The organism is Sphingobacterium sp. B29 (assembly GCF_001952815.1).
GTDB lineage: Bacteria > Bacteroidota > Bacteroidia > Sphingobacteriales > Sphingobacteriaceae > Sphingobacterium > Sphingobacterium siyangense.
This window is the reverse complement of the sequence record NZ_CP019158.1, coordinates 131,211-157,556: the sequence shown is the minus strand read 5'-3', so window position 1 is coordinate 157,556 and position 26,346 is coordinate 131,211. Positions and strand designations below refer to the sequence as shown.

The following is a 26,346-nucleotide window of genomic DNA, read 5'->3' as shown; positions in this document are numbered from 1 at the left end:
AATTTTTGTGCACTTAAATCGAATGATTATGCGTTTTTAACTAGAATGCTTTCTAATACGTTAGCAACATCCTCACATTTATCGGTTGCATCTTCCATTGCAGACAACACTTCTTTGTGTTTAATTAATGAAATTGCATCTTTTTCAAATTCAAAAAGGTCAGCTACAGCTTTATCGAAGATATAATCGGCTTTGTTTTCTACGCTATTGATGCGAACACATGAATCCGTAATATTCCGGATATTTTTCAAATCTCTAAGCTCATGAATAGCTTTTGATACATGTTCGGTAGCTTCAACCAATAAATCAGCAATTTCAATCATTGGCTCAGTGGCCTTTTCAACCTTGTAAAGGTCCATTCTATTGGCGGCACCGTGTATAAAATCTGCGACATCGTCCAATGAACTTGCCAAAGAGTGTATATCTTCGCGGTCAAAAGGAGTGATAAAGTTCTTTCCCAGCTCCAAATGAATTTGATGCGTAATGTTGTCGCCTCTATGTTCCAAATCTTCCACTTTGCGAGTTAATTCCTTTTTCTTTTCAGGGTTGCTTGAGTTAACAATATCTTTTAACAACTTTGACATCTCGATCAAGTTGTTGCCGGCTTGTTCAAACAAAGGGAAGAATTTTTTATCCTTTGGAACGAAGTATTGAAAAATGCTATTTAAAGACATATCTTAAATTTATTTTTGCAAAAATAATACCTTAATGTTAAGTTAATGTTAACATTGATTTTGTTTAAACACAAAAGTGTCATCAATTGTTTAATTTCCTGACTGAACTTTTTGTAAAGTAAAGCCAAATGTTGTCCCAATGCCTTCTGTACTACGGACATTGACGTTTTGCTGATGTGCTTCGACAATATGCTTTACGATAGCCAACCCTAATCCTGATCCTCCGATATCGCGTGATCGACTCTTATCAGTTCGGAAAAAGCGCTCGAATACACGACTGAGATTTTTTTCTTCGATGCCATAACCGTCGTCTGTAATCTCGATAAGAACCTGTTCAAACAGCGGAAAAATCTTGATTTTCGTTGTTCCGCCCTCTTTTCCATATTTCAGGGAATTGTCAATCAAATTGTATAATACCTGGTGGATTTTATTGCGGTCTGCTTTAACCCAATGTGGTGTGCCCGCTTTTGGCTTGAATTCTATTTTGATATTGTGCTGTTTAGCTTTGTCCTCAAGAGAGTAGGTGGTGTCTTTAATAAGATCAACGATATCGAATTTCTCTATATTCAGGACCATTTTTCCAGATTCCAGTTTGGATATCTCATCAAGATCCTGAATCAGGTAATTTAGCCGGTCCAGATTCCGGGCAGCCTTATCTAAGAAGTTCTTGGCCATTTCCATATCTTCTTCCATAAGGCCATCCTGCAGGGTTTCAATGTAACCTTGGGTAGCAAATAACGGCGTTTTGAATTCATGAGAAATGTTGGATAAAAATTCTCTGCGGAATTTTTCTTGTGATTTTAACTGCTCTATCTCGTTTTTTTTATCTTTTGCCCATGCTTTGACTTCGTTTTCAGCATCCGTAATCGGATCCTCACTGACATGTTCTCCGATAGCATCCTTAAGATCCTTGCCGAGTTTAAGGTTATGAATTAATTTATACATCGTATTGAGTCTACGATATATGTATTTTTCAAATAGATAGTTAAATAGGAGGAAACTCGTTACCACAGCAACAAAGAAAATGATCAACGCTGTCTGTAGGTCATGTTTATAATAAAAGCTGATCGTGGATATTGCAATACCGACAGTTGCGGAGTTTGCCAATAGTAATTGTCTAAAATTCATTTGCAGAATAAAAAAGGCCCCTGATTTGGAGCCTAAGTTACTTATAATGATATTAATAAATTGTTAAAATTTTCCGATAATCGTTTTTGCTCCAGTAACCTTATCACCAATGTTAACATTGATTTCAGTCCCTAAAGGAAGAAACAAATCGACGCGGGAGCCGAATTTGATAAAACCAAACTCATTGCCTTGCACGACTTCGTCTTTTTCTTTTACATACCATACAATGCGGCGCGCTAATGCTCCTGCAATCTGGCGGAAAAGAACTTCCCGTCCAGCCTTATCTTTGACAACGACTGTTGTTCTTTCGTTATCGGTAGATGATTTGGGGTGCCAAGCCACTAGAAATTTGCCAGGATGGTATTTAAAGAACGTGACTAAACCACTGATTGGGTTTCTATTGACATGCACATTGACAGGAGACATAAATATAGACACCTGTATCCGCTTATCATGGAAATACTCGTTTTCCTCAGTTTCTTCGATAACAACAACTTTTCCATCGGCTGGACAAAGAATCACGCCATCCTGCGGGCTAACCACTTTTTTGGGACTTCTGAAAAACTGAACAACTGTAATGAATAGGAATGCTGAGAGCGCATAAATAAACCATTTAGCGTATTGCGGAGCGTCATAATAATCCGCAACGGCATTGATAATGAAGATAAAAAGTACAGCGATCGCTAATGTGGTGTATCCTTCTTTATGAAATTTCATATCTATTTATTTCTGCAAAGATAATTATTTACTCGAATTGTCTATTTGTCTTTCGATTTTAATTGAATGGGTATAGATTTTTCCGTCATTACCCTGTGTGATTCCGCCAGATACTCTGATAAGGTCGTCTTGAGGCTGATTGTCTTTATATGTAGGGAAATAGAAGTCAATACTTCTTGCAATACGGCTCAAAATGCCATCGAAAGGCTCGTCGCCGGAATCTGATATTAACTTGAGGCTTTTTAGATTAGCCATTCCGCTTTTCTTTACTTCCACTAAGTAAGAAAAGTTAATCTGTTTGGTGATGTCTAGCCCGGTTTTATTGAGATTGTCGTTAAAACGTTTGGTTAGGAATGCATAAAAATTGGAATAATCATCAAAGCTGCAGGACTTACCGTTAAATAGTTCCGCTCGTATAAAATAGTCATAAGGAAGGATACTTAGCGACATGAAATCTTCATTATTTAGATCTCCATTGTCGTCATAGGTCATTGTGAGTACACCATTTGCAAAGCGTTGTGTCATGGCGTAAACTGCTTGCTGACCTACATTGTAGAAATATGTATTCCAGTTTCCCTGCGGTCTACCGTTTTTTACCTTTCCTTTGCGTAGGTAGAAATCAAAACCGAACTCCGTAAAACCTTCAAAAGGAATAGAAAATTCATAGTTGCCTTCGCCGTCTATCACCTCCTGTTTGCCTCTGTTGTCCCAGTAATCTTTGATAAAATAGCCTTGCTCATTATATGTAATGGTTAATAAGGGTTTTCCATCCGGGTAGTAATATTTCCAATCACCGGTTGGATGGTTGTTTTGAAAATTTACTTCCCATTTTAGCACTCCATTCGGATGAAAGGCTTGGAATAAGCCTTCTTTTTTACCATCTTTATAGGAACCAATGAGTATTCTCGATCCATTTGGCGCAAAATCGCGGAACTCTCCATCAAAAACTTGCTTTGCAAAATCAAATTTGCTCACACGTTCGATCGTTTTAAACTCACACTCTTTTGAAACTAAATAATAATATTTATCAAAATAAAAGCGAATCAATCCCTGGTCTAGTTTTTCATAGAATACAGGTTTGTCATCTTGTGCATGTAGCTTTGTAAAGCTACAGACACACAATAATAATAAGATATGGATGAGTTTTCTAATCATAACTTTAATGTGCTTCTAGCCAATTTTTGCCTTCTCCAATTTCTACGATCAAAGGAACACTTGTTTTTATAGCATTGGACATTTTATCCAAAATAATTTTTTTTGAATACCGCTACCTCGTCTTTAGGTACGTCAAAAACCAATTCATCATGCACCTGCATGATCATTTTGCCGGATAAACCTCGCTGCTCAATTTCCTTTTGAATGGCGATCATGGCAAGTTTGATTAAATCTGCTGCTGATCCTTGGATCGGAGCGTTGATAGCGTTTCTTTCTGCGAATCCGCGAACGGTCATGTTTGCGGAATTGATATCTCTCAGATAACGTCTCCGTTTTAAAATTGTTTCAACGTAACCATTCTCCTTTGCAAACTCGACGGCATCACTCATGTATTTTTTTATCCCTGTATATTGGTTAAAATATTCATTGATGATATCGGATGCTTCTTTACGTGATATGCCAAGATTTTGAGAAAGGCCAAATGCCGACTGACCATATATAATGCCGAAGTTAACTGCTTTCGCGTTGCGACGTTGTTCAGAAGTAACAGCATCAAAATCCATATTGTATACTTTCGCGGCTGTTGCTCGGTGGATATCATGACCTTGGCTAAACGCTTCCATCATATTTTGATCTTTACTTAGCTCTGCAATTAGGCGAAGTTCAATCTGCGAATAATCGGCAGAGAGGATCACATTGTCTTCAGATCTTGGGATAAAGGCTTTTCTGACTTCTCTCCCCCGTTCGGTACGGATCGGGATATTCTGCAAGTTCGGATTCGTTGAGCTCAGACGGCCTGTTGCGGCAACCGCTTGATTGTAAGACGTATGAATGAGCCCTGTTTCGGGGTTTATCAACTCAGGTAGTGCATCAACATAGGTTGATTTGAGTTTTTGCATTTGCCTAAAGTTTAAAATATCTTGGACGATATCGGATTTATGGGCCAAAGCTAATAACACATCTTCACCTGTTTTATATTGTCCCGTTTTTGTTTTTTTAGCTTTAGGATCCAGTTGCAGTTTATCGAATAAGACTTCACCCAATTGTTTAGGGGATGCAATATTGAAATTTACTCCTGCTTTCTCAAAGATAGCTTCCTCGAGATTTTTAATGTCCTGCTCCAGTGTTTTTGAAAATTCTTCAAGTGCCGGAACATCAATTTTTACACCGTTTCGTTCAATTTCGGCGAGTATATATACTAATGGGAATTCCACATCCTGAGCGAGCTGCATGGTGTTGGTCTCGACAAGAAGAGGTTGAAATATATTTTTTAGCTGTAGGGTAATGTCTGCATCTTCAGCGGCATATTCTTTTATTTTTTCGACTTCAACGTCGCGCATATTCCCTTGCTTCTTTCCCTTTTCACCGATAAGTTCGGTGATTGATACCGGGCTGTAATTTAGGTAATTTTCTGCGAGGACATCCATTCCGTGACGGGTATCTGGATCAATCAGATAATGTGCAAGCATGGTGTCAAAAAGGGTGCCTTGTACTTTTACACCATAGCGTGCTAATAATAAAATATCGTACTTGATGTTTTGTCCTATTTTTTCAATGTTTGGGTTTTCTAAAGCACCCTTGAAAATATCGACTATAGCCTGAGCGCTATCACGATCGGCAGGTGTTGGGACATAATATGCTTTTGCGTTCTCAAAAGAAAATGATAGCCCCACAATGTCGGCAAGGTTTGCATCCAATCCTGTTGTTTCTGTGTCAAAACAAAAACTATCCAAAGAAGCAAGCTCTTGAGCGAGCGCTACTTGTTTTTCGTTTGTATCGACCAAAACATACTCATGTGCGGTATTATGGATGTTATTTATTGCTGCGTTTTCGACGCTAACTTCGGTAACAATTTCGGTCGTGGTAATTGTCGTTGTTGTTGTCGAAAATAGATCCATTTGTCCATTTGTAGGGCTGCTCTTGTCAAGGACGGAGAAATCTTCGCCGAAAACTCGTTTTCCAAGTGTTCGGAATTCTAATTCAGCAAATAGCGGTTCAAGGATTTCTTTGTTTGGATCTTCCAGTTCTAGCGATTTTTCATCGAGTTCAATTGGTACATCCAATAAAATAGTGGCTAATTTTTTGGAGATGAGCCCTTGTTCTGCAAAATTCTCCACGTTTTCGCGCATTTTTCCTTTGAGTTGGTCCGCGTTAGCGATAATGCCTTCGACAGATCCGTATTCCTGAACAAGTTTTTTCGCTGTTTTCTCTCCAATACCAGGTATACCAGGGATATTGTCCACGGCATCGCCCCAAAGACCGAGGATATCGATGACCTGGCAAACATCAGAAACTTCCCATTTTTCAAGAATCTCTTTGACACCTTGTACTTCTGCTCCATTACCCATGCGGGCAGGTTTGTAGATAAAGATATTTTCAGACACAAGTTGCCCAAAATCCTTATCGGGTGTCATGCAATAGATTTGAAAGTCCTGTTTCTCGGCCTTTTTTGCAAGTGTTCCGATAATATCATCGGCTTCGTATCCATCCATTGTGATAATCGGGATATTGAAGCCCTCGATTAACCGATTTATATAGGGGATAGAGGCAGCAAGGTCCTCTGGCATTTTCTCCCGATGTGCTTTATAAGCTTCAAATTCAATATGTCGAGCGGTAGGTGCCGCTGTGTCGAACACTACTGCTATGTGGGAAGGTTGCTGATTTTTCAATACATCCAATAATGTATTGGTAAATCCCATGATTGCTCCTGTATTTAACCCTGTTGAGGTAATTCGAGGAGTTTTGCTCAAAGCAAAATAAGCTCTATATATGAGAGCCATTCCGTCTAAAAGAAATAGTTTTTTCACAAAATTGAATTTTAGTCTCCTTACAAAGGTAAGAAATTCATCAAAGGGTAAGTTTAATAAATTTTTCCGATTTTTGTACTATGACACATTTAATGCAACAGGATTTATGAGAGGACTGGTAACTAAATCGACAGGTAGTTGGTATCAAGTTTTGGGTGAAGATGATAAAAGATACGACTGTCGTATCAAAGGAAAGTTTCGAACCAAAGGAATAAAAACGACTAATCCTGTTGCTGTGGGTGATTGGGTACATTTTGATGTGGAACCTGATCAGGAAAGTGCGGTCATTCACGAACTGGAACCTCGTCGAAATTATATTATTCGAAAATCCGTCAATCTGTCCAAGCAAACTCAAATTATCGGAGCAAACCTGGATCAGGCTTTTTTAGTGGTGACACTTGCCTCGCCACCAACTTCTTTGGGTTTTATCGATCGCTTTCTAGTAACAACAGAGGCATACGGAATTCCTGCGGTAATTATTTTCAATAAATTGGATCTTTTTAGTGATGAAGGATTGGAGATATTGGCCGACTATAAAGCTATTTATGAACATATTGGTTACCCCTGTTTCGAAGTTTCTGCGTTAACAGGTACAAATATCGACGTTGTCAAGCAACTGCTTAAAGATAAAATAACCTTGGTATCAGGCCATTCCGGGGTTGGTAAATCAACGTTAATTAATGCAATCGTCCCTGAATATGGGTTGAAAACTGGTGAAATCTCCGATTGGTCCGACAAAGGAAAGCATACAACTACTTTTGCTGAAATGTTCGATCTCCCTTTTGGAGGGAAGCTAATTGATACGCCTGGTATTCGTGAGTTGGGAATTGTCGATATAGAAAAACAGGAGCTATCCCATTTTTTTCCAGAAATGCGCGCGTTGATGAATCAATGTCGATTTCATAATTGCCGGCATATCAATGAACCCGGTTGTGTCATTATGGAGGCTGTGGAAGAAGGCTCTATTGAGAGTTCGCGCTACGATAGCTACCTCAGTATATATCATAATGAGGATAGTAGATCTTAATCTATATAAATCTTAATCTTTATAAAAAAATAGCGTCTTCTTACATCAAGAAGGCGCTATTTTTTGTAAAGCGCGGTAGGATGAAGCCCTTAATGTATCGCTTGTGTTAAATTTAAAAAATCACGGAGATAAGTACACTCCCGCGAAGCGATTGTAAAGAAAGGCGTATCCTTATATTGTGTGCTCAATTCTTTGAAGTATTTATTTTGCATCGAAAAACGATAGAAAGGATTCTTTAATGGCGAATCATAGTATTGCCAACGCGATTCATTGGTATAGACAAAATCTTTCTGCTCGCATTTGGCAAGCATAAAGGTACATTTCGCTTTGAACTCTTTGTCTGTGCTCAGCGTACGCGCTTTGCTGTACCATTCTTTTGCTGATTTTGTCTGTAGATAATTTCGTTGCCAGTGAAGTGTTGAAGCTGCGTGGTTGTCGGTGGACGACCAGTCATAGGATACTAGGGACCAAGCATTTCCATAGGTACTTGTCTGATAGATACCTGTGGCCATTTGGAAATAATACTCGGCTTTTTTCTGGTTATTCTTTTCCGTTTTTATGGCATTTTCCAAGCGTGCCATCCGTTCAGCATATTTTAGCTTAGTGGTGGACTCTTTACCATATTTTTTGGGATAATCATTTATAGTAACAATAAATGGATTCGGTGTAATATCGCTTTCATCCGCATCGTACCAGTTTTTAATTTCTTTTATTTTATGGTCTTTAGGAAGTCCCGCTAAAGTTTTTGCTGCTTTTTGGAAATCCAGTTCGCGCAGGTAGGTTGTACCCAATAATTCCGTGAGATAATCTTTATTGAAATGTTTGATATCCTTCAATAAGAATTTAGATAGGGTATTCTGTTGGGAATTGTCCGACAGTAAATTTCTTATTTTTAACAGCGTTTTAGGTGTAAGGCTATTTTCCCAGAAGTGCATTGTTGTCCACTGCATATTATCTTCCAGTGAGTCTTTCACAAAGCCATAGTTGTAAAAGGCATCCGCCTTTACAGCAGCTAAACTAGCCATGGCGGTATCTTGTGTACTTAAATAGTGTTTTACGACAAGATTTTGTAGAATATTCCGGCAGATTAAACTATAGTTGCTATATTCAAAAGCACTATATCCCCAATTTTGTTTGCGGATATCTTCCTTACCATCAAGTTTTGCTTTTTCTTCTAACCAAGATAGTGTCTTGGTCAATTGAACTTCATCTAGCTGCTTACTGCTTTGCCAGTCAGTTAATTGCGTGAGCAATCGGGTAATTTGAAGCTGATCAATCAATTTTGGACTGAGGTCAGCCTCTTTTATTCCGGACAGGTATTCTTTTGCTAACGTATTTTCCTTATTCATCCAGCTTAGGTAGGCAGCAGTAATAAGGCCCAATTGGGGTTGAACATATTTTTTGTCGCGATAAAGTTTTAGGGCAAAATTGCGGAGAGAATCCAGATGTAGTTTAACCTTTCCTTTATCGTCATTTTTACTGTAGTAATTATAATTATCGCTACTGAGGTAAAAAGACTCGTTCATTTCTGTTTCTATCTTATTGACTTCGCGTCCCAATAGTACCGCATTTACGGTGTTGGCCGGATCGAGCTGATAGCAGTCGCTCAGATATTTCAGTGCATAGTCACTTGTGCCAAAGCCTATGATAGCATTGATATTGAACCGATCTGCATCATTTTTTGCATATTGAAATATCTCAGCATCACTGGCTGTGATATAATGGAAATTAGCATAAGCGAGGATGCGCCTTTCTGGACTGGCAGTGAATAATTTGGAAAAGAGATAAGCTGCCCTTGCAGCATCGCCATTTTTGCGGACAGCGCCAGCGTAGTTGGATAGTGCCCAATTGAGGATGGCTTCATCTCCCTTAGCGGATTGCAGGTACTTTTCATAGATCGTCATGCTCTTGGCGTATTCCTGTCCAAATAGATATAAACGGGCGGCTTGATAAGCATAACGGATATAGAGAAAGCTATTTTTGGGGTACTTGGTGATCTGCTGTTCGGCGAGTTCAGCAAATTGAGTGATTTCTTTGAAATTTCGGGTATCCGGATCCCAATAGTTATGTTGAATATTCGTGATAGGTTCCTGCTTTTTTGTAAACATAAAATAAGCGCGTTCAGCTTCATGTTTTCCGTCAATCAACGTGCTTAGGAATGTATTTCCTCTAATGGAGTCGGGAAGGTTGGTCCAAGCCGACTTTTGCTGATTGCTCGCTAAATTAGCGGTTGCATCGTTGCTATTGTACATCAATTGTTCGATATCCTTAACCTTGACCTGCGAACCTAGGTGTTTAGCCCAGGTTTCGGCATTGATTAAACTTTCTTTGACTGGAGCTTCTTCCGTATAAAGAAATTGGTAGGGGATAAATTGAAAGGCAGAAAATCCATTGTCCTCCAGATTGGGGAGATAATATGTCGTTTGATTGTCGTAAGGATCCACTTCAGGACCACAGGCGATATTGGTTGCAATCTCCCCAAAGAAGAAAGCTAATGTAGTGCTAGAAAGTAGCAATAATTTTTTGTAATTCGGCATTGCCATGGTTTGCTAGTGTAGCTTGATCTAAATGATAAAAAATAATCCGGTGTTCTTTTCCTTTCAGCTCTCCCTTCAAAAATTTTGCCGTTTGTAAGAGTTCCTCCTGATTTGTGGATTCAAAACGTATAACATCTCCCTTTTTAAGGTTTGCTTTTGGGAGATCTTTCGTTAAAATATAGAGGTTCGTATTGGGGTTATGGGTAAACAATGACGAGTCTTTGAGATCTTCTTCATTGATATGTTTTGAAATACCGATGTAATTATTATTTCTGAAAACGACAAACCACTGAAATAGCGGTAATGCAAGATCCATTTCCATGGGATAGTTGCGTAATGTTCCGCTTAGATAGGTCTTGAGGTCCTGTTGATTTAAAATGGAGTTCTGGTTGCCAAATTGTCTGAGATTTCCCATGTTGTAACACATTAACATTGCTCTTTTCACAGGCGGAATTCCGCTGGTGACCGTATTTTTGACTTGATGCAGCCGCAGAGTAGAGCTCACGACAACATCTTTTAAGGCCGGCAATTGCTGTAAATAGGTGAGCAGGTAGAAAAATTTATCACGGGATGTCTTTGTCCAATCGCAGTCCAGTTGAAGTTCGGTAAATTTTTCCTTTCCTGCTTGTTGTATTTTAGCCGTCACAAACGGAACAATTTTATTTGCCAGTCCTCTGATCTGCAGGCTATCCATTTCCACAAAAATACGTTGGTTGACAAATACTACAGGAATCAGCTGCTGTTCTTTGGGGACAGGCTGCGAAAACGTAATGGGGCTAATAGGGACGGCTTGTACACCAGATGGATCGAAATCAATATCCATGATGCGGACATAGATAGATTTCGCGTCAATTTCCTTTAAAGAGCGGCTTTCTACGGTGTCTAACTGGAATACTGTCTTCCAAAAATAGAAGCCTGTTTCATGCTTTGTTTTGGTGCAGGAACTTAAAAAAAGTAGAGAGAGCGGTACAAGAAATAAAAATAGTTGTGTTTTACGCAGCATATTCACTTTATTTAGTCGTTATTCAAACAAAATGGGCTTAATTTTGTTTGTTATTCAATAAAATAAAGACGAAATTACAAAGAGATTGTGACTTTATGAAGCCTATTTTCAAATGGATCCTTGGTATTGTAGCGTTTATCCTATTGGTATTGGCTGGAGGTATTTGGTATTTTAGCAATAAGTGGAAGCCTCTTTTAGATACTAAAATCAAACAGCTGGTGTCTCAAGCAACGGACAATTTGTATACTATTAAATACGACGATATCCACGTCAACCTATTATTAGGTAACATAACAATAGACAATCTGCATCTCGTGTCAGATAGTTCCATCTATAAAAAGTTGGAGCTGGTCAAAAAAGCACCAGATAACCGTTTCGAAATTTCCATCAATAGGCTGAAAATAAAAAGCTTTGGAATTCGGAGGGTGTTGATGGATAAGGAACTTTTTCTGAATGATATCACTGTCGAAAGACCAACGATTCATGTCATTAATGAGGTACATCGTTATAATGATACGGTAAGTAGGGGACCTAAAAAACCACTGTATGAGAAAATAAAGGACAATCTGAAAAAAATTCAGGTGCGGGCTGTCAATTTGAATGACATCGATTTTAGATATACGCAAGTCCAAAAAGGGGTTTATCAAGATTTCGAGGTCAAAAAGGTCAAGGTCCGGATAGATGATGTTTTGATCGATTCAACTTCTGAGCACGACAGGCAGCGCTTTTATCATACGAAAATGATTGATATTGAGGTGCCTGGTTTTACCTATAAAACTCCGGATGGGTTTTATAAAGTAAACTTCGATCAGTTGAAAATCAATAGTAAAAACCGCAATGTCCTGCTGACTAAAGTCGCTTATCAGCCGACGCTGAATAAGGCGGCTTATTATCGGAAGAAAGGAGAGGGTGGAAGCTATATGGTGCTGAAAATGGACACACTTCTTTTGACGGGATTCAATTTTGCCGAGCTTTCCCGGGATAAGAAAATATACGCACAAAATGCACGCTTAAAAAATGGTTCACTTTCGATTTACAGTGATAAGCATTATAAAAGCCCTCCAACCAGTCAGATTGGAAATGCTCCGCATATGAAATTAATGCAAATGTCGACACGCCTGGGAATTGATTCTTTGATTTTAGATAATATTGGAATTGCGTATTCTGAAATGAGTGATGAGTATAGTCAAATCGGAACCATTACTTTTGATCACACGTATGGTACACTATTGAATGTGACAAATGATTCGACAAAATTGCTTAAGCAGAAGCTAATGCGTGCAAATTTGAGCAGCAATTTTATGAACGCCGGTAAGCTTTCTACCAACTTTGTTTTTGATATGACCTCTAAAGTTGGAGCCTACACCTATAAGGGCACACTTGGGAAAATGGATCTAACAGTCGTTAATAAAATGATTCGTCCATTGTTAAATGTTGAGGTTAAATCGGGCAATCTCAGTCAGATTACATTTGACATTTGGGCTAACGATTACCGTAGTAAAGGAACCTTTAAAATGGATTATGACGACCTCAAAGTTAATATCCTGTCAGAGGCAGGTGATGATGGTCGGCGAGAAAAGAAGGGGCTGCTGTCTTTTATGATTAATCAGGTTTTATTTAATCCGGGCAATCCGGATTTATACGGTAAATATACGGTGGGGCATATTAACAAGCGTCGGGATCCCAATCATCCGTTTTTTAAAGCGATGTGGCAGACTTTGTTGGTTGGAATTAAACAATGCGTCGGCCTTGGTCCAGAGCGGGAGGCTAAGCTGATGAATACGGCTGGAAAAGTTGAAAAAGTCGTTGGGGGAATCAGCAAAGCCAAGAAAATGATTTCAAGTATATTTAAGAAACACAAAACTCCTGAGGAGTTGCTGAAGGAAGAAAAAGAAGATGAGGCCAAAGAGGCGGCAAAGATTGAAGAGAAGCGGAAGCGTGACCGTGAAAAAGCTGAAAAGGAGCTTGAGAAAGAAGGAACGGGAAATTGAGGATCCGTTTCACGTGGAAAGATTACCGTTTAGTGCTTTTGCCCTTATTTTTTAGAAATGGGAGAGGAAGCGATGTGCGGTATTTATCAATCCTCATTGTCGGTTTCGTTAGCGCGCGAAAAAATACAACGGAGATAGATTTGCATTTATTGACAGATTTATCTTAGTTTGAGACATTATGATAGATTCGATTTTAAGTTTTATCCGGTTTGTTTTCAAATATAAAAATGGGCTTGTAGACAAAATCATGTTCTATGTGAGCATGATTTGCGCCGCAATCGTTATTTTTAATGTGGGATATGTCACTGATCCTGCATTGGGGAAATTGCTTGGCAAAACAATTCATTATCTTTTCTTTGTCCTCTTTTTCATGATTGCTCTCCGCGAGTCGTCTTCCATTTACGCACTCAAAAAAATTGCTGTTGAGCATTACGCGGGCTTAGTTATCCTCATTTACTTTGTATTTATTCTTATTGCCCGTTTTGCAGGATTTGGAGCGCTTTCTGTTTTTTCAAGAGAACAGTGGGTTTATCTAGGAATCTATCTTATTTTTATCGCGGAGCTATCAAAGAGCACACTTTTCTTTGACAATTTTTATTTTAATCCGACAATATTATTTGTCATCAGTTTCCTGGTTCTTATCTTGCTCGGGACCGTACTCTTGATGCTGCCCCGTACCACGGTAGAAGCTCCGTTAAGTTTTGTGGACGCCTTATTTATGGCAACTAGTGCTGTTTGTATCACAGGCTTGTCTGTTGCCGATATTTCAACCAATTTTAGCATGTTCGGACAAACTGTGGTCATTGTCCTGATACAGGTTGGCGGATTGGGTATTATGACATTTACAGGTTTTTTTGGCTATTTTTTCTCTGGCGGATTTTCTTTTAAGAATCAATTGATGTTTGGTGAAATTCTAGGTGAAAATAAAGTAGCCTCTGTCATTAAAACCCTATTGACCATGATATTTATTACGCTGCTGTTTGAATTTCTTGGCGCTATACTGATCTTTAGTACCTTAGAAAGTGCTAATTTTCCAAATTTAGGGAGCATGGTTTTCTTTTCGATCTTTCATTCTATTTCTTCATTCTGTAATGCTGGATTTTCGATCTTATCTGGGGGAATTACCAATGAAGCCTATAAATTCAATTACCCATTCCAGCTGGCGTTATCTTCGCTTTTCATTCTTGGTGGTTTGGGTTTTGGAATTGTATTGAATTTCTACACCTATATTAAAGAATCCATATTGCTTTATTATCACCGATGGATCACAAAGAAAAACTATAAGCATAAAGCATGGAGCTTTAGCTTTAATTCTAAATTGGTGCTGGTTTGTAATGCAATTATTATTGTAGGTGCAACTTTGTTTTTCTACTTTTTGGAGCGAGGGAACACCCTTTCTCTTGAAAGGGGAATCGATGGTGAATGGGCAACTTCCTTCTTTATGGCCAATGCAGCGCGTTCAGCAGGTTACAATAGTGTTGATTTGAGTTTTGTCGGCCCACCGACTGTTTTTTTGATTATGATTCTGATGTGGGTCGGGGCTTCTCCCGGATCTACTGGTGGGGGAGTAAAGGTAACTACCGTTGCTGTTTCGCTGTTGAATATTGTTTCTCTGGCTAAGGGAAAAGAATATATTGAGATTTTTAAAAGGAGGATAGCCGGCGAATCTGTTAACAAGGCTTTTGCGATTATTTTGTTGTCGCTATTCGTCGTAGGATTCAGTTTTTTTGTGCTCATTTTTACAGATCCCGATAAGAGTATGAAAGCTCTCCTTTTTGAATCACTATCAGCCTATACAACATGTGGGTTAAGTTTGGGGATTACACCATCACTCAGTATGGGCGGAAAATTGATTATTGCCCTAACGATGCTGGTTGGGCGTGTGGGTATGCTGACTCTGCTGGTCGCTTTTATTAAAAATACAACACGGAGAAATATTGTATTTCCGGAAGAAAAGATCTTGTTTTAGGTAGACCTACAAGCGTATTGACTAACTTTTGATGAACTTATCGGAGTAATATGAGCAGGTAGATCGAAAGAGAACTTGGAAATAACAGTAAATTTATTTTAGTTTGAGATATGAAGTATATTGTTTTAGGATTGGGACATTTTGGACGTTCTTTAGGAGTACATCTTACTGAGCTCGGACATGAGGTGATTGGGGCAGACCGAAATCTCAGTATCGTTGAACAACTCAAGGACAAGATAACGCACACGGTATGCCTAGATACAACCGACCGAGAAGCGGTATCGTCATTACCCCTTAAAGATGCCCATGCTGTCATTGTTGCAATTGGAGAGGATGAGGGAGCTTCGCTCATGACCGTAGCCCTCTTAAAACAGTTGAAGGTTAAACGTATCATTGGCCGTATCGTTTCAGATTTACAAAAGACTGTTTTGGAGGCAATGGAAATCAATGAATATATTATGCCCGAAGAAGAAGCTGCTGAGCGATTGGCGATGCGCTTGGACAATATTGATATTGTCGATTCGTTTAAGGTTTCGGATAAATATTCCATTGTGGAGACTAAAGTGCCTGCTCGTTATGTGGGCATGACATTACGTGAAGCGAACCTGACCAATTTATACAAGGTTATCGTGTTGACCACTGTGAAGATCACAGAAACGAAGAAGGACGGTGTGACCAAAGAACAAAAGGAAGCTTCTGGAATTGCTGCCTCGGAAACGATCATGGAAGAAGGCGATATTTTGGTTGTTTTTGGGGAGTTATCCAATATTAATAAGTTAATTCAAAAAGGAGAATAAAATATGTTATTGACAACAACTGGTACTATTGAGGGGCACCAAATTGAACGTTATTTGGGGATAGTCTCTTCCGAAGTGGTTCTGGGAGCGAACGCAATCAAAGATATGATGGCGGGCTTTCGTGATTTTTTTGGCGGAAGATCCAATTCTTATGAACGCGCATTCCAGGAAACACGTGAAGCGGCGTTACGTGAACTTGAAGACCGTGCACGCGCATTGGGTGCTGATGCGGTCGTTGGCGTTCGACTGGACTTTCAAACGGTAGGTACAGGGGGCATGATGATGGTAGGCGCGACGGGAACGGCCGTAAAAATGAGATCTTAATTACTTAAAGCCCTAAATAACATAGGGCTTTTTTAGTGCTTAAAAGATGTGAAATGGATCGATCGGATGGAATACCTGTTATAAACTTTCCACTAACAGCAATCTGAGCGATAATTATAATTGTATATAAAAACAAATTTATCTAAGTTTGGCTTTTAAGACTTTTAAACAACCTAAGAGGATAAATGAAATCATCGGAATTTATCAAAATCGTGTGTAATGCGTGCATAAATACAGCAAAAAGCCAGCTGTGAATGAACGATATAGCGTGAGTTGAATAAATGAGATAGCTTCATCACCTTTAAATGACAAATTTATACGGATGAAAAATTGGTTTAAGGCGAATTCGGCACATTTGATTGTTATAGCGATATTCATTGTGCTCGTGTTTTTTTATTTTACCCCTGTTTGGCAAGGAAAAACGCTGGCGCAGTCGGATGTGGTACAAGCGCAGGCGGCACAGAAGGAATTATTTGATTTTAAGGCAAAGGATGGTAAAGCGCCCTTATGGACTAACTCTATGTTTGGCGGGATGCCGACTTATCAAATTTGGCAAGAAAATGAGAATAACATTGGTACCTATTTCTTAAAAGCGGTTAAGTTCGCCTTTCCGAGCCCAATGGATACGGTGCTATTTTATTTGCTGGGTGCTTATTTCCTTTTTAGCGTCTTACGGATCAAACCCTGGTTGGCAGCAATTGGTGCAATAGCCATTGCGTTTACATCCTATAATTTTATTTATATTGAAGCTGGGCACATAACAAGGGCTAATGCAATTGCATTTATTCCACCCGTTATTGCTGCGGTTATTATGTGTTATCGGGGAAGTAAATTGTGGGGCCCTGTATTATTGGCGCTGTTTCTTTCGCTGGAGATTCGTGTAAATCACTTGCAGACAACCTATTACCTGTTGATAGTCCTGATGGTATACGTGATTTTCACTTTCGTAGATGCAATTAAACAAAAACAATTAAAAGGTTTTTTTATTGCATCGGGTAGGCAGATTATCGCAGTGGTCATCGCTTTGATGGTAAATGCATCAATTTTATTACCAACTTGGGAATATAGTAAATTAAGTACGCGTGGACATGCCAATATTACTAAGGTTGATAATAACAACAGCAAAGAGAAAGGGCTTGATAAAGAATATGCCTATGAGTGGAGCCAAGGGATTGGTGAAACCATTACCTTTTTGATTCCAAATGCCTATGGTGGTTCAACTGGCGGACAATTGGACGAAAAATCACATGTCGCTAAATTCCTAATGGAACGAGGAGGTGCATCGGAGATTCAAGCTGGTCAGATGGCACAAGGCATGCCAACCTATTGGGGCGACAAACGTTTCACTTCGGGACCATGGTATTTTGGGGCCGGAGTTTTCTTCCTATTTGTTTTAGGCCTTGTTATTGTCAAGGACCGCTTCAAGTGGTGGATTCTGGCAACAACCATTTTAGCATTGCTTTTGTCTTTTGGAAAAAACTTTACACTTGTATCAGATCTGTTCTTTGACTATTTCCCAATGTACAATAAGTTTAGGGCTGTTGAATCCATTCTTGTTGTGGTTTCCATTACAGTACCTATGATGGCAATTCTGGCTGTCAATGAGCTTTTGACACGGGCGAAGGAGATTCCAAACTTAGATAAAAAAGTGCTGTATACTTTTATTGGTGTCGGTGGCGTCTGTCTGCTTATTGGCGTGATGCCCGATCTCTTTTTAAGTTTTAGGAATGCGGAGCATAGCAATTTAGTAGCAACTTTTGAGCACCAGATAGGCGACAAGGCCTTTGCGACGGACTTGGCAAACCAGTTGGTTCTGGATCGTAAAGATATCGCAAGCAAAGATGCCTATCGTTCCTTTGTCATCGTTCTACTAACTTTTGGATTTGTTTGGGTCTTTTTAAAGAAGAAACTGAGCGAAGGTGTATTACTGGGGACATTGTTGGTCTTATTCTTGTTTGATTTATGGAGTGTAGATAAGCGCTTTTTGAATGACAAATCTTTTATGGAGAAAGGGGCTACAGCACAGCAAGTATTCCAACAACGTGAAGTGGATCAATTGATCTTAATGGATAAAGATCCAAGCTACCGCGTTCTTGACTTGACTTCGGACCCATTTTCGGATGCCCGTCCATCCTATTTTCACAAATCTTTAGGAGGATACCATGCGGCAAAATTAATGCGCTTCCAGGAAATTTTGGAAAATCAATTTAATGGTGCCCTTAATGAAGATGTGTTGGATATGTTCAACGTACGTTATTTGATTACGACAGATCCTCAGAATCAGTCGCAACGTATTGTAAGAAGAAGTACAGCTGCAGGAAATGCTTGGTTTGTGGATCGGGTAAGTTTTGTGAAAGGAAATGCCGAGGAGATGCAAGCAATCAGTTCTTTTGATCCACATAAGGAGGCGTTTGTGAATCAACAATATCAAAATGAGATCAAGGCTAAAACTTCGAATGCTTCAACGACAGGGGAGATTAAGTTGACATCTTACCATCCGGATAAAATGCAATATGAATATACGGCTGCCAATGATGCCTTTGCTGTATTTTCTGAAGTATTTTATGATAAAGGATGGAAAGCCTATGTGGATGGAAAGGAAACGCCAATTATTCGTGCGGATTATATCCTAAGAGCACTGCAATTACCTGCGGGAACGCATAAGGTAGAATTTGTTTTTGATCCAGAGTCACACAAATTTGGTAATTTATTGACATTAATCTCGTCTATTGTTCTTGTATTGGGAATAGGAGCGGCGATATATTTCTCCTTTAGAGGGAATAAAAAAGAAACAGCGGCTTAGTTGCTGTTTCTTTTTTTATTGTGTGAGCTTTAGAATAATTTGAGCTGCGGATCGGTTATTCTAAAGCTTTTTCTATGATGTGGAGTGGAGCCGTGTGCCAATACAGCTGTTCTGTGCTTAACTGTCGGATACCCTTTGTTGTTGAGCCAGTCGTAATCGGGATAATCCAAGGCGATGTTGTCCATGTATTCATCCCGGTAAGTTTTAGCCAGAATCGAAGCTGCGGCAATCGATAGATATTTCCCGTCGCCCTTGATGATACATGTATGCGGTATTTGCTGATATGGAATAAACTTATTCCCGTCAACAATAATATACTCGGCTTTGGTCTTTAAGAGATCAAGTGCCTTGTGCATCGCCAGGTAGCTTGCATTGTGGATATTTATGCGATCTATTTCTTCTGCTGAAACGCTCGCAACGGCATAAGCAAGGGCTTCGCGCTCAATGATGGGACGTAAAGCCATCCTCTTTTTTTCACTAAGTTGTTTGGAGTCATTAAGAAGCTCGTGATGGTAGTCTGTGGGGAAAATCACTGCTGCAGCGAAAACTGGCCCTGCCAGACAACCTCTTCCCGCTTCGTCACAGCCGGCCTCTATCCACTGCTCCTGATAATATGATAATAGCATGTTCAGTTCTTTAAAATAGCCGAAAATACAAATAAATTTAGAGTTATCTATTGTAACTTCTGTGTGAATATCGACCGTTTACACTAATTAACACTAATAATGTCTTCTTTTGTAAAGATTAAGAGCGCTAGACTATTAAAACGTTGGAATAATTTCCATTAACAAAATAAAAGTTTGTTCTTGTCTAGGCCATATTGTTTCAAATTAAACTTGAGCAATAGTTTTAGAGTCAAAGATTTATCAATTATAGAAATATAAAAATACGTATTATGAGAGGCTTTGTGCTTTTTTTATTTAGTATGCTGATGGGATGGACCGTTTATGGCCAGACGAAGAGCGTACAGGGAATGTTGAAGGACGACAAGAATCGAATTGTCGCCGGTGCAACAGTGAAATTAACGTCAAAATTGGATTCCATGACGACAGGATCTAATATGGCCGGGATTTTTATCTTTGATAAAGTCAAGGCGGACACCTTTAAAATTACGGTTTCAAACCTTGGGTTCGAACGCTTTGAGCAGGAATTTAGTATCCCTAAAGGCGAATCAAAGCATATTATTCCAAGTTTGACTTTACAACAGAACTCACAGATGCTACAAGAAGTTGTTGTTGATGGAGTCCCTACAGTCGTTGTCAAAAGTGATACCCTCGAATATACCATGAAAGATCTAAAACTCCGCGATGGGGCTGTTGCAGAGGATGCTTTGAAAAAGTTGCAAGGGGTCGAAGTCGATAAAGACGGCAATGTAACGGCACAAGGGGAGTCTGTTAAGCGGGTTCGTATAAATGGTAAGGACTTTTTTGGTGGAGATGTAAAGACAGCTACACAAAATCTACCGGCAAATATTATCCAAAAGATGCAGGTCATCGATGATTATGGCGATATGGCCAATGTAACCGGTAATAAAACGGGTGATTCAGAAAAAGTCTTAAATATTCAGATTGACCCAAAATACAATACAGGACATATGACTACCTTACGGGCAGGCGTGGGAACCGAAGATCGTTACCAGGCTACAGGGATGTGGATGGGGATGCGCGAAGGTGAACAAATTTCTGTATTGGGAAATTTGAACAATACCAATGCACCCTTATTTGACTTTAGTACTGTAGGTGGCGGTGCGCGTCGTGGCCAAGGTGGTGGCGGCCGTCGCGGCGGCGGCATGTTTGGCGGATCGGACGGTTTAACTAAAATCGGTTCTATCGGGCTGAATTACCGTAAAGACTTTAATGATAAATTGACGGTTTACGGTAGTTACAGTTATAGCCATAGCAACAATACAACAATCTCGCAGCGCTTTCAGGAAAATACACTACCTAATATCATGCAAACGGACAGTGTTCAATCTAATTCCAATACAGTAGGAGCAAGCCACCGTTTTGAAGCAAATGTTGAATGGAAGCCTACAACGAAAGACTATATCAAAATTTCTCCTCAATTTGGTTACGACAATAGTGATGTAACGACAGGTACTAATTCGCTAACTTACCGTAGTAGTGTATTTAATAATTCACAGGCCCAAGATATTGTTGCAAATTCTACTGCACCGAGATTTGGGATTAGCGGATTGTACAACCATAAATTTAATGACAAAGGAAGGAATGTTTTTGTAAACATGAACTTCAATAATGCAAAAACAACGAAGGATCAGAATGCCATTTTAGATAGGCTATTGGCTGATCCCAACAATGCAAACGCTCCTCTAGATTCGATCTATGAAAAAACGATTCTAGAAGCAAATAATAAAAGTTGGAATGGGGGCGCTTCAGTGAATTATACTGAACCTGTTTCTGAGAAGGGAAAAGTAGAGTTTACCTATGACTTCAACAAAAACAAGTATGACAATTCGAATAAACAACAAGGGTTTGATCGCGATGGAAACCTTATTGCAGAAGATCCCAAGTTGAATTTTGATTATAATTATGATTATTCGTTCACAACACATAAAATCGGGGCAAACTATTTGTATAGTGGCGATAAAATAACCTATTCCATTGGAGCTGCTGCTCAGCCTTCTCAATTAAGAGGTGATGCGATCAGTTCAGGGGTAGTCGTGCCAATTCATCGCAACAATATGAACTGGATGCCTATTGCACGTTTTGAGTATAAATTTTCGAGACAGTCCAATATCTCTGTCAATTATTCGGGAACACCGAATGAGCCTTCAGTAACGCAGATCTTGCCGTTTGATATGAGTACAAACCGGACGAGTATTGTGATCGGTAACGCCAATCTGAATCCGGAATTTAGCCATCAATTGAATGTAAGATTCCGTAAGAATGATTTTCAAAAAGGAAACAACTTCTTTGCGTTCGTTAATGCCGGTTTGACTAACAACAAGATTGTGAGCTTGAGCAAAAGCTATTTTGATGATTTAATGGATTATCAAACTGGCCAAACAAATTCAACGTTAGTTTCTGAAACCCGCTATTTGAATGAAACAAGCGATAAGCCATTTAATGTGAGTTCTTTCTATCATTATGGTAAATCACTGAAAGAAAAAACATATAATATTATGTTAATGGGGGGTGTGTCTTACAATAAAAATATTGGATATGTTTCCACAGAGAAAGATGATAACGTAGGTCAAAAGAACATCGCCCGGAATATTGTATTAAATCAAGGTTTAATGTTTAGATATAATCCTTCCGAGAACCTCGAAATCAATCCGGGGGTACGCTATCAATTTAATCATACCGAGAATTCATTGACAAATCGTACGACGAATGTTTCTTCTTGGACACCAACATTGATTGGCTCTGTTAACATAACAAAAACAACCATTTTCGGAGCGGATCTATCCAAACAATTCAACAGTGGTTATGGGGCCGGCATTAATGCAAATCCTTTCGTCATAAATACCTACTTGGAGCAGAAGTTCTTGAGTCAACAACGTGGTACTGTACGTCTACAAGCATTTGACTTGTTAAATCAACAAACGAATGTTTCAAGAACGGTGAGTGAGTCTATGATTACAGATAGCCGTACCAACCGTTTGGGGCGATATTTTATGATTCTGTTTACCTATAAATTCCAGAAATTTGCGATGGGAAATCCAGAAGGAGAGAATAGATTTCCGGGCGGAATGAGACCTCCGCGTATGTAATCTGATTCCTGTAGGATATAAAAACGGTCATAGTGATTTCGCTATGACGTTTTGCATTTAAAAATGCCTAGTTTTGTGAAGACTTCATATGCCCATACGATTTTGAAGATTGAGTAACGTAGCAAAAAATGTAAGATTTTATATTTTTTGTTTTAGGGAAGACTGTCAAGGTTAATGGGCACAAAAAATAGATAAACTAAAAGAAGCTACAGCAAGTTTGTACTGCATGGAATACGAAATTATTAGACTTTCAAACGGAATACGCGTAGTATTTCAATATCAAAATTTACCGGTTACACATGTCTGCATGGTCATCAACGCGGGGTCTCGGGACGAGTCTGCTGGAAAGTATGGTGTAGCCCATTTTATTGAGCACCTTTTATTTAAGCGTACTGAAAGACGCTCTACACAACAGATTATAAATCATTTGGAATCCGTAGGCGGAGATTTAAATGCCTATACGACGAAGGAGTATACCTGTGTACATGCCTCTATTCTTCAGCCTTATTTAAATCGTGCGTTAGATCTTTTTGAAGATATCTTCTTTCATTCCACTTTCCCCGACATAGAATTGGATAAAGAAAAATCTGTCATTGTAGATGAAATGGCATCTTATCTGGATAGCCCGGAAGAGTCTATTGTGGACGATTTTGAAGATCTGGTTTTTCAGGGATCGGGTTTAGGACATAATATTTTGGGCCTGGAAGATCAGCTTCTTGCACTGCAAAAGGGTGATATTGTCGATTTCATGCGGGCAAATTATGATACAAATGAAATGGTCATTGGTATCACGGGCAATTATACGCTAAAAGAAGTTGAGCGATTGTTGCACAAGGTGTTTGGAACGGTGCCTTCAAATACGATAGCACGTCTCCGCAATGACGTCAGACCGCTTGTTGAACAGCATGTTGCCGTAGGCAAGCCAATCAATCAGGTGCATTATATGCTCGGTTCTTTAGCTTATAATTATCGAGATGACCGTAAGACGGGGCTGCTGCTTTTAAATAATATGCTTGGTGGAATGGGAATGGGATCTATCCTGAATCTTTCCATACGGGAGAAATACGGAATAGCCTATACCATTGAATCTAATTATACTATTTTTTCGGATACAGGCTTATTTAGTATTTACCTCGGTACTGATGAAGAAAAAGTTGAAAAAGCTAAAAAACTCGTCTTTAAAGAACTTGCGAAGCTGAGCGAGCAACCGCTATCTGAAACTGCGGTAAAAAAGGCGAAGCAGAAATTTATTGGGCAGATTGCTTTGACCGAAGAGAACCGTATGAGTATGATTATCTCTGCTGCGAAAAACGTGATGGACTATGATCGTGTCATCTTATTGGAAGAAGTAATTGAAAAAATTCAGGATTTGACGAATACAGGGCTGCTGGAAATAGCACAAGATGTATTTGATCCGAAGAAGATGTTATCACTAAGTTTTGTTCCCGAAGACTGAATTTAAGGCCCTACATTATTCCTTAAGAGGAGATGAATGGTATTGGATCGATCGGCCGACGATGGGAATAATAGCTGGCTGACATGAATTTATATTGCATATAAAAAGCAATTTATCTAAGTTTGCGCTTACGGGAATTCGTTCTTCTCAACCATTGACTGCCGAAGGCAGATTCAATACCTATGGTAGCAGACAAATAAATGAATAAAAAATATAAGGGATGAAAACAGCATATGTATTTCCTGGTCAAGGGGCCCAATTTGTTGGAATGGGGCAAGACCTGTATAATTTAAATGATGAAACGAAAGCCTTGTTCGAACAGGCTAACGATATTTTAGGGTTCCGCATCACGGATATCATGTTTTCCGGTACAGACGAGGAGTTGAAACAAACGAAAGTAACCCAACCTGCTATTTTCTTGCATTCGGTTATTTTGGCGAAAGCGCTGGGAGAGTCTTTTCAACCGGACATGGTTGCAGGTCACTCATTAGGTGAGTTTTCGGCTTTGGTAGCAGCCGGTGCATTGAGCTTTGAAGATGGCTTGAAATTGGTTGCACAACGCGCCAATGCGATGCAAAAGGCATGTGAGCTTCAACCTTCGACGATGGCTGCGATATTAGGTCTGGAAGATGCTATAGTGGAAGATATCTGTGCTCAGGTTGATGATGTCGTGGTAGCTGCAAATTATAACTGTCCTGGGCAATTGGTTATTTCGGGATCTATTGAAGGTGTAGACAAAGCTTGTGCTTTATTGACCGAGGCTGGTGCTAAGCGCGCATTAAAATTAAACGTGGGTGGAGCATTTCACTCACCATTGATGGAATCTGCCAAAGTGGAATTGCAAGCGGCTATAGAAGCTGTAGACATTTTGTCGCCTAGCTGTCCGATCTATCAAAATATCGATGCCAAACCACAGACAGATCCAGCGGTTATCAAGCAAAATCTTATTGCGCAATTAACTGGCGCTGTACGGTGGACACAGACAGTACAAAATATGTTGGCCGATGGTGCAACAGCTTTTGTAGAAGTTGGTCCAGGAAATGTATTGCAGGGATTGGTTAAGAAGTCGACCGTCAAGTTCAGACTTCCGCAGCATCAGTGACCGCGTAACAAAATATTCAGTATAAAAAAGGAATTATTTTGCAGTGCCCTCAAAAAGTGTCCGACTTTTTAAGGGCATTTTTTATGAACGAAAAATCGAAATCACATCAAGAATTTCCTGTAAAAATTAGATAAGACGTAAACCTATTTCAGTATAAGACACTCGGTGCTTCTTCGGTGCTTGTTCGGAGCTCGTTCGGTACTTCTTCGGTTGAAAGCGAAGAAACACCGAACGAGCTCCGATCGATATCCGTTTTTTAACCGAGAGAATGCAGAATCAACGATGGGCTTAAAAACTATTTATCCTTAAACATACTGTAATGATCTTTCATGACTTGCAGGACAAAATCATTGGGGGTCATTTTTTCCGGATGTTTAACCTCCATCACCGTTTCCAGGCGTTGTACTAAAGCAGTTAAAATTCCTACGTCTCTTCTATCAAAAGCTGTTTGATAGATCTCTTTGACTGAGTTAGCATCCTTGTCGCTCAATTTAATCACTTGTGGAAATAGGATAGGGTGGTTGTCGAATGTCTCTTCGTAAATTGTGTCGCTCAATTTTAAGGTAGGTTTGAGACTGATAACAGAAGTTTCACCAGCAATATCTCCAATGCGTTGTCCATTTTTGGATAAAACGATCGACGTAATGGCGACACCGCCCATCGTCATCCAGATATCTACGATAGATAGGCTCCATCTGGACAAGTATTGATAGAAGTTGGCACGTGAGCCGTCAAGTTTGACGACCTTTATTTTCATGATTTTCTTGCCGACTGTTTGGCCTCCGAAAGCTGTTTCAGTAATCAAAGTATAAAAAAATGCAGGTAAGGTCAATGCCATCATAATCCCATAAAAGAGATAGGGATCTCCTGCGTTCATGTTTATGCTGTCCAAGAGAAAAAAGCAAAAGAAATAATAACAGACTATAATAAAATAATCTATTGCAAATGCGATCATTCTTGAGCCAAGACTGGCAAGATTATATTCGATTTTTACATTTTGTGCCGTATTTATCTCAAGCTTATTCATATGCAAATTAGTTGAATTTAATGTAATATAGCATATCTAGGTCATTTTAGCTCTAATTTGTGCTTTTCAATCATGGATATTTCCTATATTTGGTTA

The 26,346-nt window shown here is 39.3% G+C and carries 16 protein-coding genes and 2 pseudogenes; 9 read left to right on the top strand and 9 right to left on the bottom strand.

The annotated features are described in order from the left end of the window. Positions 1–26: 26 nt before the first annotated feature. From BV902_RS00665 to polA, 5 genes and pseudogenes are all read right to left on the bottom strand, one after another. Positions 27–674 (bottom strand): DUF47 domain-containing protein, encoded by a 648-nt coding sequence (locus BV902_RS00665; protein WP_046671637.1) that lies wholly within the window; start codon positions 672–674, stop codon positions 27–29. A 90-nt stretch (positions 675–764) separates the two neighbouring features. After that, positions 765–1,802, bottom strand: a complete 1,038-nt coding sequence (locus BV902_RS00660; protein WP_075990338.1) for a sensor histidine kinase — start codon at positions 1,800–1,802, stop codon at positions 765–767. Positions 1,803–1,865: 63 nt separating this feature from the next. Next, a complete protein-coding gene (locus BV902_RS00655) occupies positions 1,866–2,519 on the bottom strand; it encodes a phosphatidylserine decarboxylase family protein (protein WP_075990337.1) in 654 nt (217 codons plus the stop codon). 24 nt (positions 2,520–2,543) lie between these two features. After that, positions 2,544–3,674 carry a toxin-antitoxin system YwqK family antitoxin gene (locus BV902_RS00650; protein ID WP_075990336.1) on the bottom strand — a complete coding sequence of 377 codons (1,131 nt, stop codon included), beginning with the start codon at positions 3,672–3,674 and terminating at the stop codon, positions 2,544–2,546. A gap of 4 nt (positions 3,675–3,678) precedes the next feature. After that, positions 3,679–6,481 (bottom strand): annotated as a pseudogene (polA, locus tag BV902_RS00645) (DNA polymerase I). 106 nt (positions 6,482–6,587) lie between these two features. Here polA and rsgA point away from each other — a divergent pair. Beyond that, on the top strand, positions 6,588–7,508 hold the full coding sequence (gene rsgA / locus BV902_RS00640) for a ribosome small subunit-dependent GTPase A (protein ID WP_075994557.1): 921 nt from the start codon (positions 6,588–6,590) through the stop codon (positions 7,506–7,508). Positions 7,509–7,597: 89 nt separating this feature from the next. Here the strand turns inward: rsgA and BV902_RS00635 are convergent, their stop codons facing one another. Continuing rightward, complete coding sequence (locus BV902_RS00635) at positions 7,598–10,051, bottom strand: hypothetical protein (protein WP_075990335.1); 2,454 nt, start codon at positions 10,049–10,051, stop codon at positions 7,598–7,600. Next, positions 10,011–11,048, bottom strand: a complete 1,038-nt coding sequence (locus BV902_RS00630; protein WP_075990334.1) for a hypothetical protein — start codon at positions 11,046–11,048, stop codon at positions 10,011–10,013. Before BV902_RS00630 ends, BV902_RS00635 begins: the two co-directional genes overlap by 41 nt. Positions 11,049–11,143: 95 nt before the next feature. Between BV902_RS00630 and BV902_RS00625 the strand changes: the two genes are divergently transcribed. From BV902_RS00625 to BV902_RS00605, 5 genes are all read left to right on the top strand, one after another. Beyond that, positions 11,144–13,039, top strand: coding sequence for a hypothetical protein (locus tag BV902_RS00625; RefSeq protein WP_075990333.1), 1,896 nt, complete (start codon positions 11,144–11,146; stop codon positions 13,037–13,039). A 178-nt stretch (positions 13,040–13,217) separates the two neighbouring features. After that, positions 13,218–15,008, top strand: a complete 1,791-nt coding sequence (locus BV902_RS00620) for a TrkH family potassium uptake protein (RefSeq protein ID WP_237241896.1) — start codon at positions 13,218–13,220, stop codon at positions 15,006–15,008. 110 nt (positions 15,009–15,118) lie between these two features. Beyond that, positions 15,119–15,805 (top strand): potassium channel family protein, encoded by a 687-nt coding sequence (locus BV902_RS00615; protein WP_075990332.1) that lies wholly within the window; start codon positions 15,119–15,121, stop codon positions 15,803–15,805. 3 nt (positions 15,806–15,808) lie between these two features. Further along, positions 15,809–16,129 (top strand): YbjQ family protein, encoded by a 321-nt coding sequence (locus BV902_RS00610; protein WP_046673052.1) that lies wholly within the window; start codon positions 15,809–15,811, stop codon positions 16,127–16,129. A gap of 322 nt (positions 16,130–16,451) precedes the next feature. Beyond that, positions 16,452–18,932, top strand: a complete 2,481-nt coding sequence (locus BV902_RS00605; RefSeq protein ID WP_075990331.1) for a YfhO family protein — start codon at positions 16,452–16,454, stop codon at positions 18,930–18,932. Positions 18,933–18,961: 29 nt separating this feature from the next. On the opposite strand, the gene BV902_RS00600 is transcribed toward BV902_RS00605, so the two are convergent. Further along, positions 18,962–19,558, bottom strand: a complete 597-nt coding sequence (locus BV902_RS00600) for a ribonuclease HII (protein ID WP_075990330.1) — start codon at positions 19,556–19,558, stop codon at positions 18,962–18,964. Positions 19,559–19,827: 269 nt separating this feature from the next. On the opposite strand from BV902_RS00600, the gene BV902_RS00595 reads away from it, so the two are divergent. From BV902_RS00595 to fabD, 3 genes and pseudogenes are all read left to right on the top strand, one after another. Beyond that, positions 19,828–22,665 carry an outer membrane beta-barrel protein gene (locus tag BV902_RS00595; protein WP_157625812.1) on the top strand — a complete coding sequence of 946 codons (2,838 nt, stop codon included), beginning with the start codon at positions 19,828–19,830 and terminating at the stop codon, positions 22,663–22,665. A 226-nt stretch (positions 22,666–22,891) separates the two neighbouring features. Further along, positions 22,892–24,121: a M16 family metallopeptidase gene (locus tag BV902_RS00590; RefSeq protein ID WP_075990328.1), complete on the top strand. Its 1,230-nt coding sequence runs from the start codon at positions 22,892–22,894 to the stop codon at positions 24,119–24,121. 220 nt (positions 24,122–24,341) lie between these two features. Beyond that, a pseudogene (gene fabD, locus BV902_RS00585) lies at positions 24,342–25,231 on the top strand (ACP S-malonyltransferase). A gap of 287 nt (positions 25,232–25,518) precedes the next feature. Here the strand turns inward: fabD and BV902_RS00580 are convergent. Then, on the bottom strand, positions 25,519–26,250 hold the full coding sequence (locus BV902_RS00580; protein ID WP_075990326.1) for an RDD family protein: 732 nt from the start codon (positions 26,248–26,250) through the stop codon (positions 25,519–25,521). Positions 26,251–26,346: the final 96 nt, after the last annotated feature.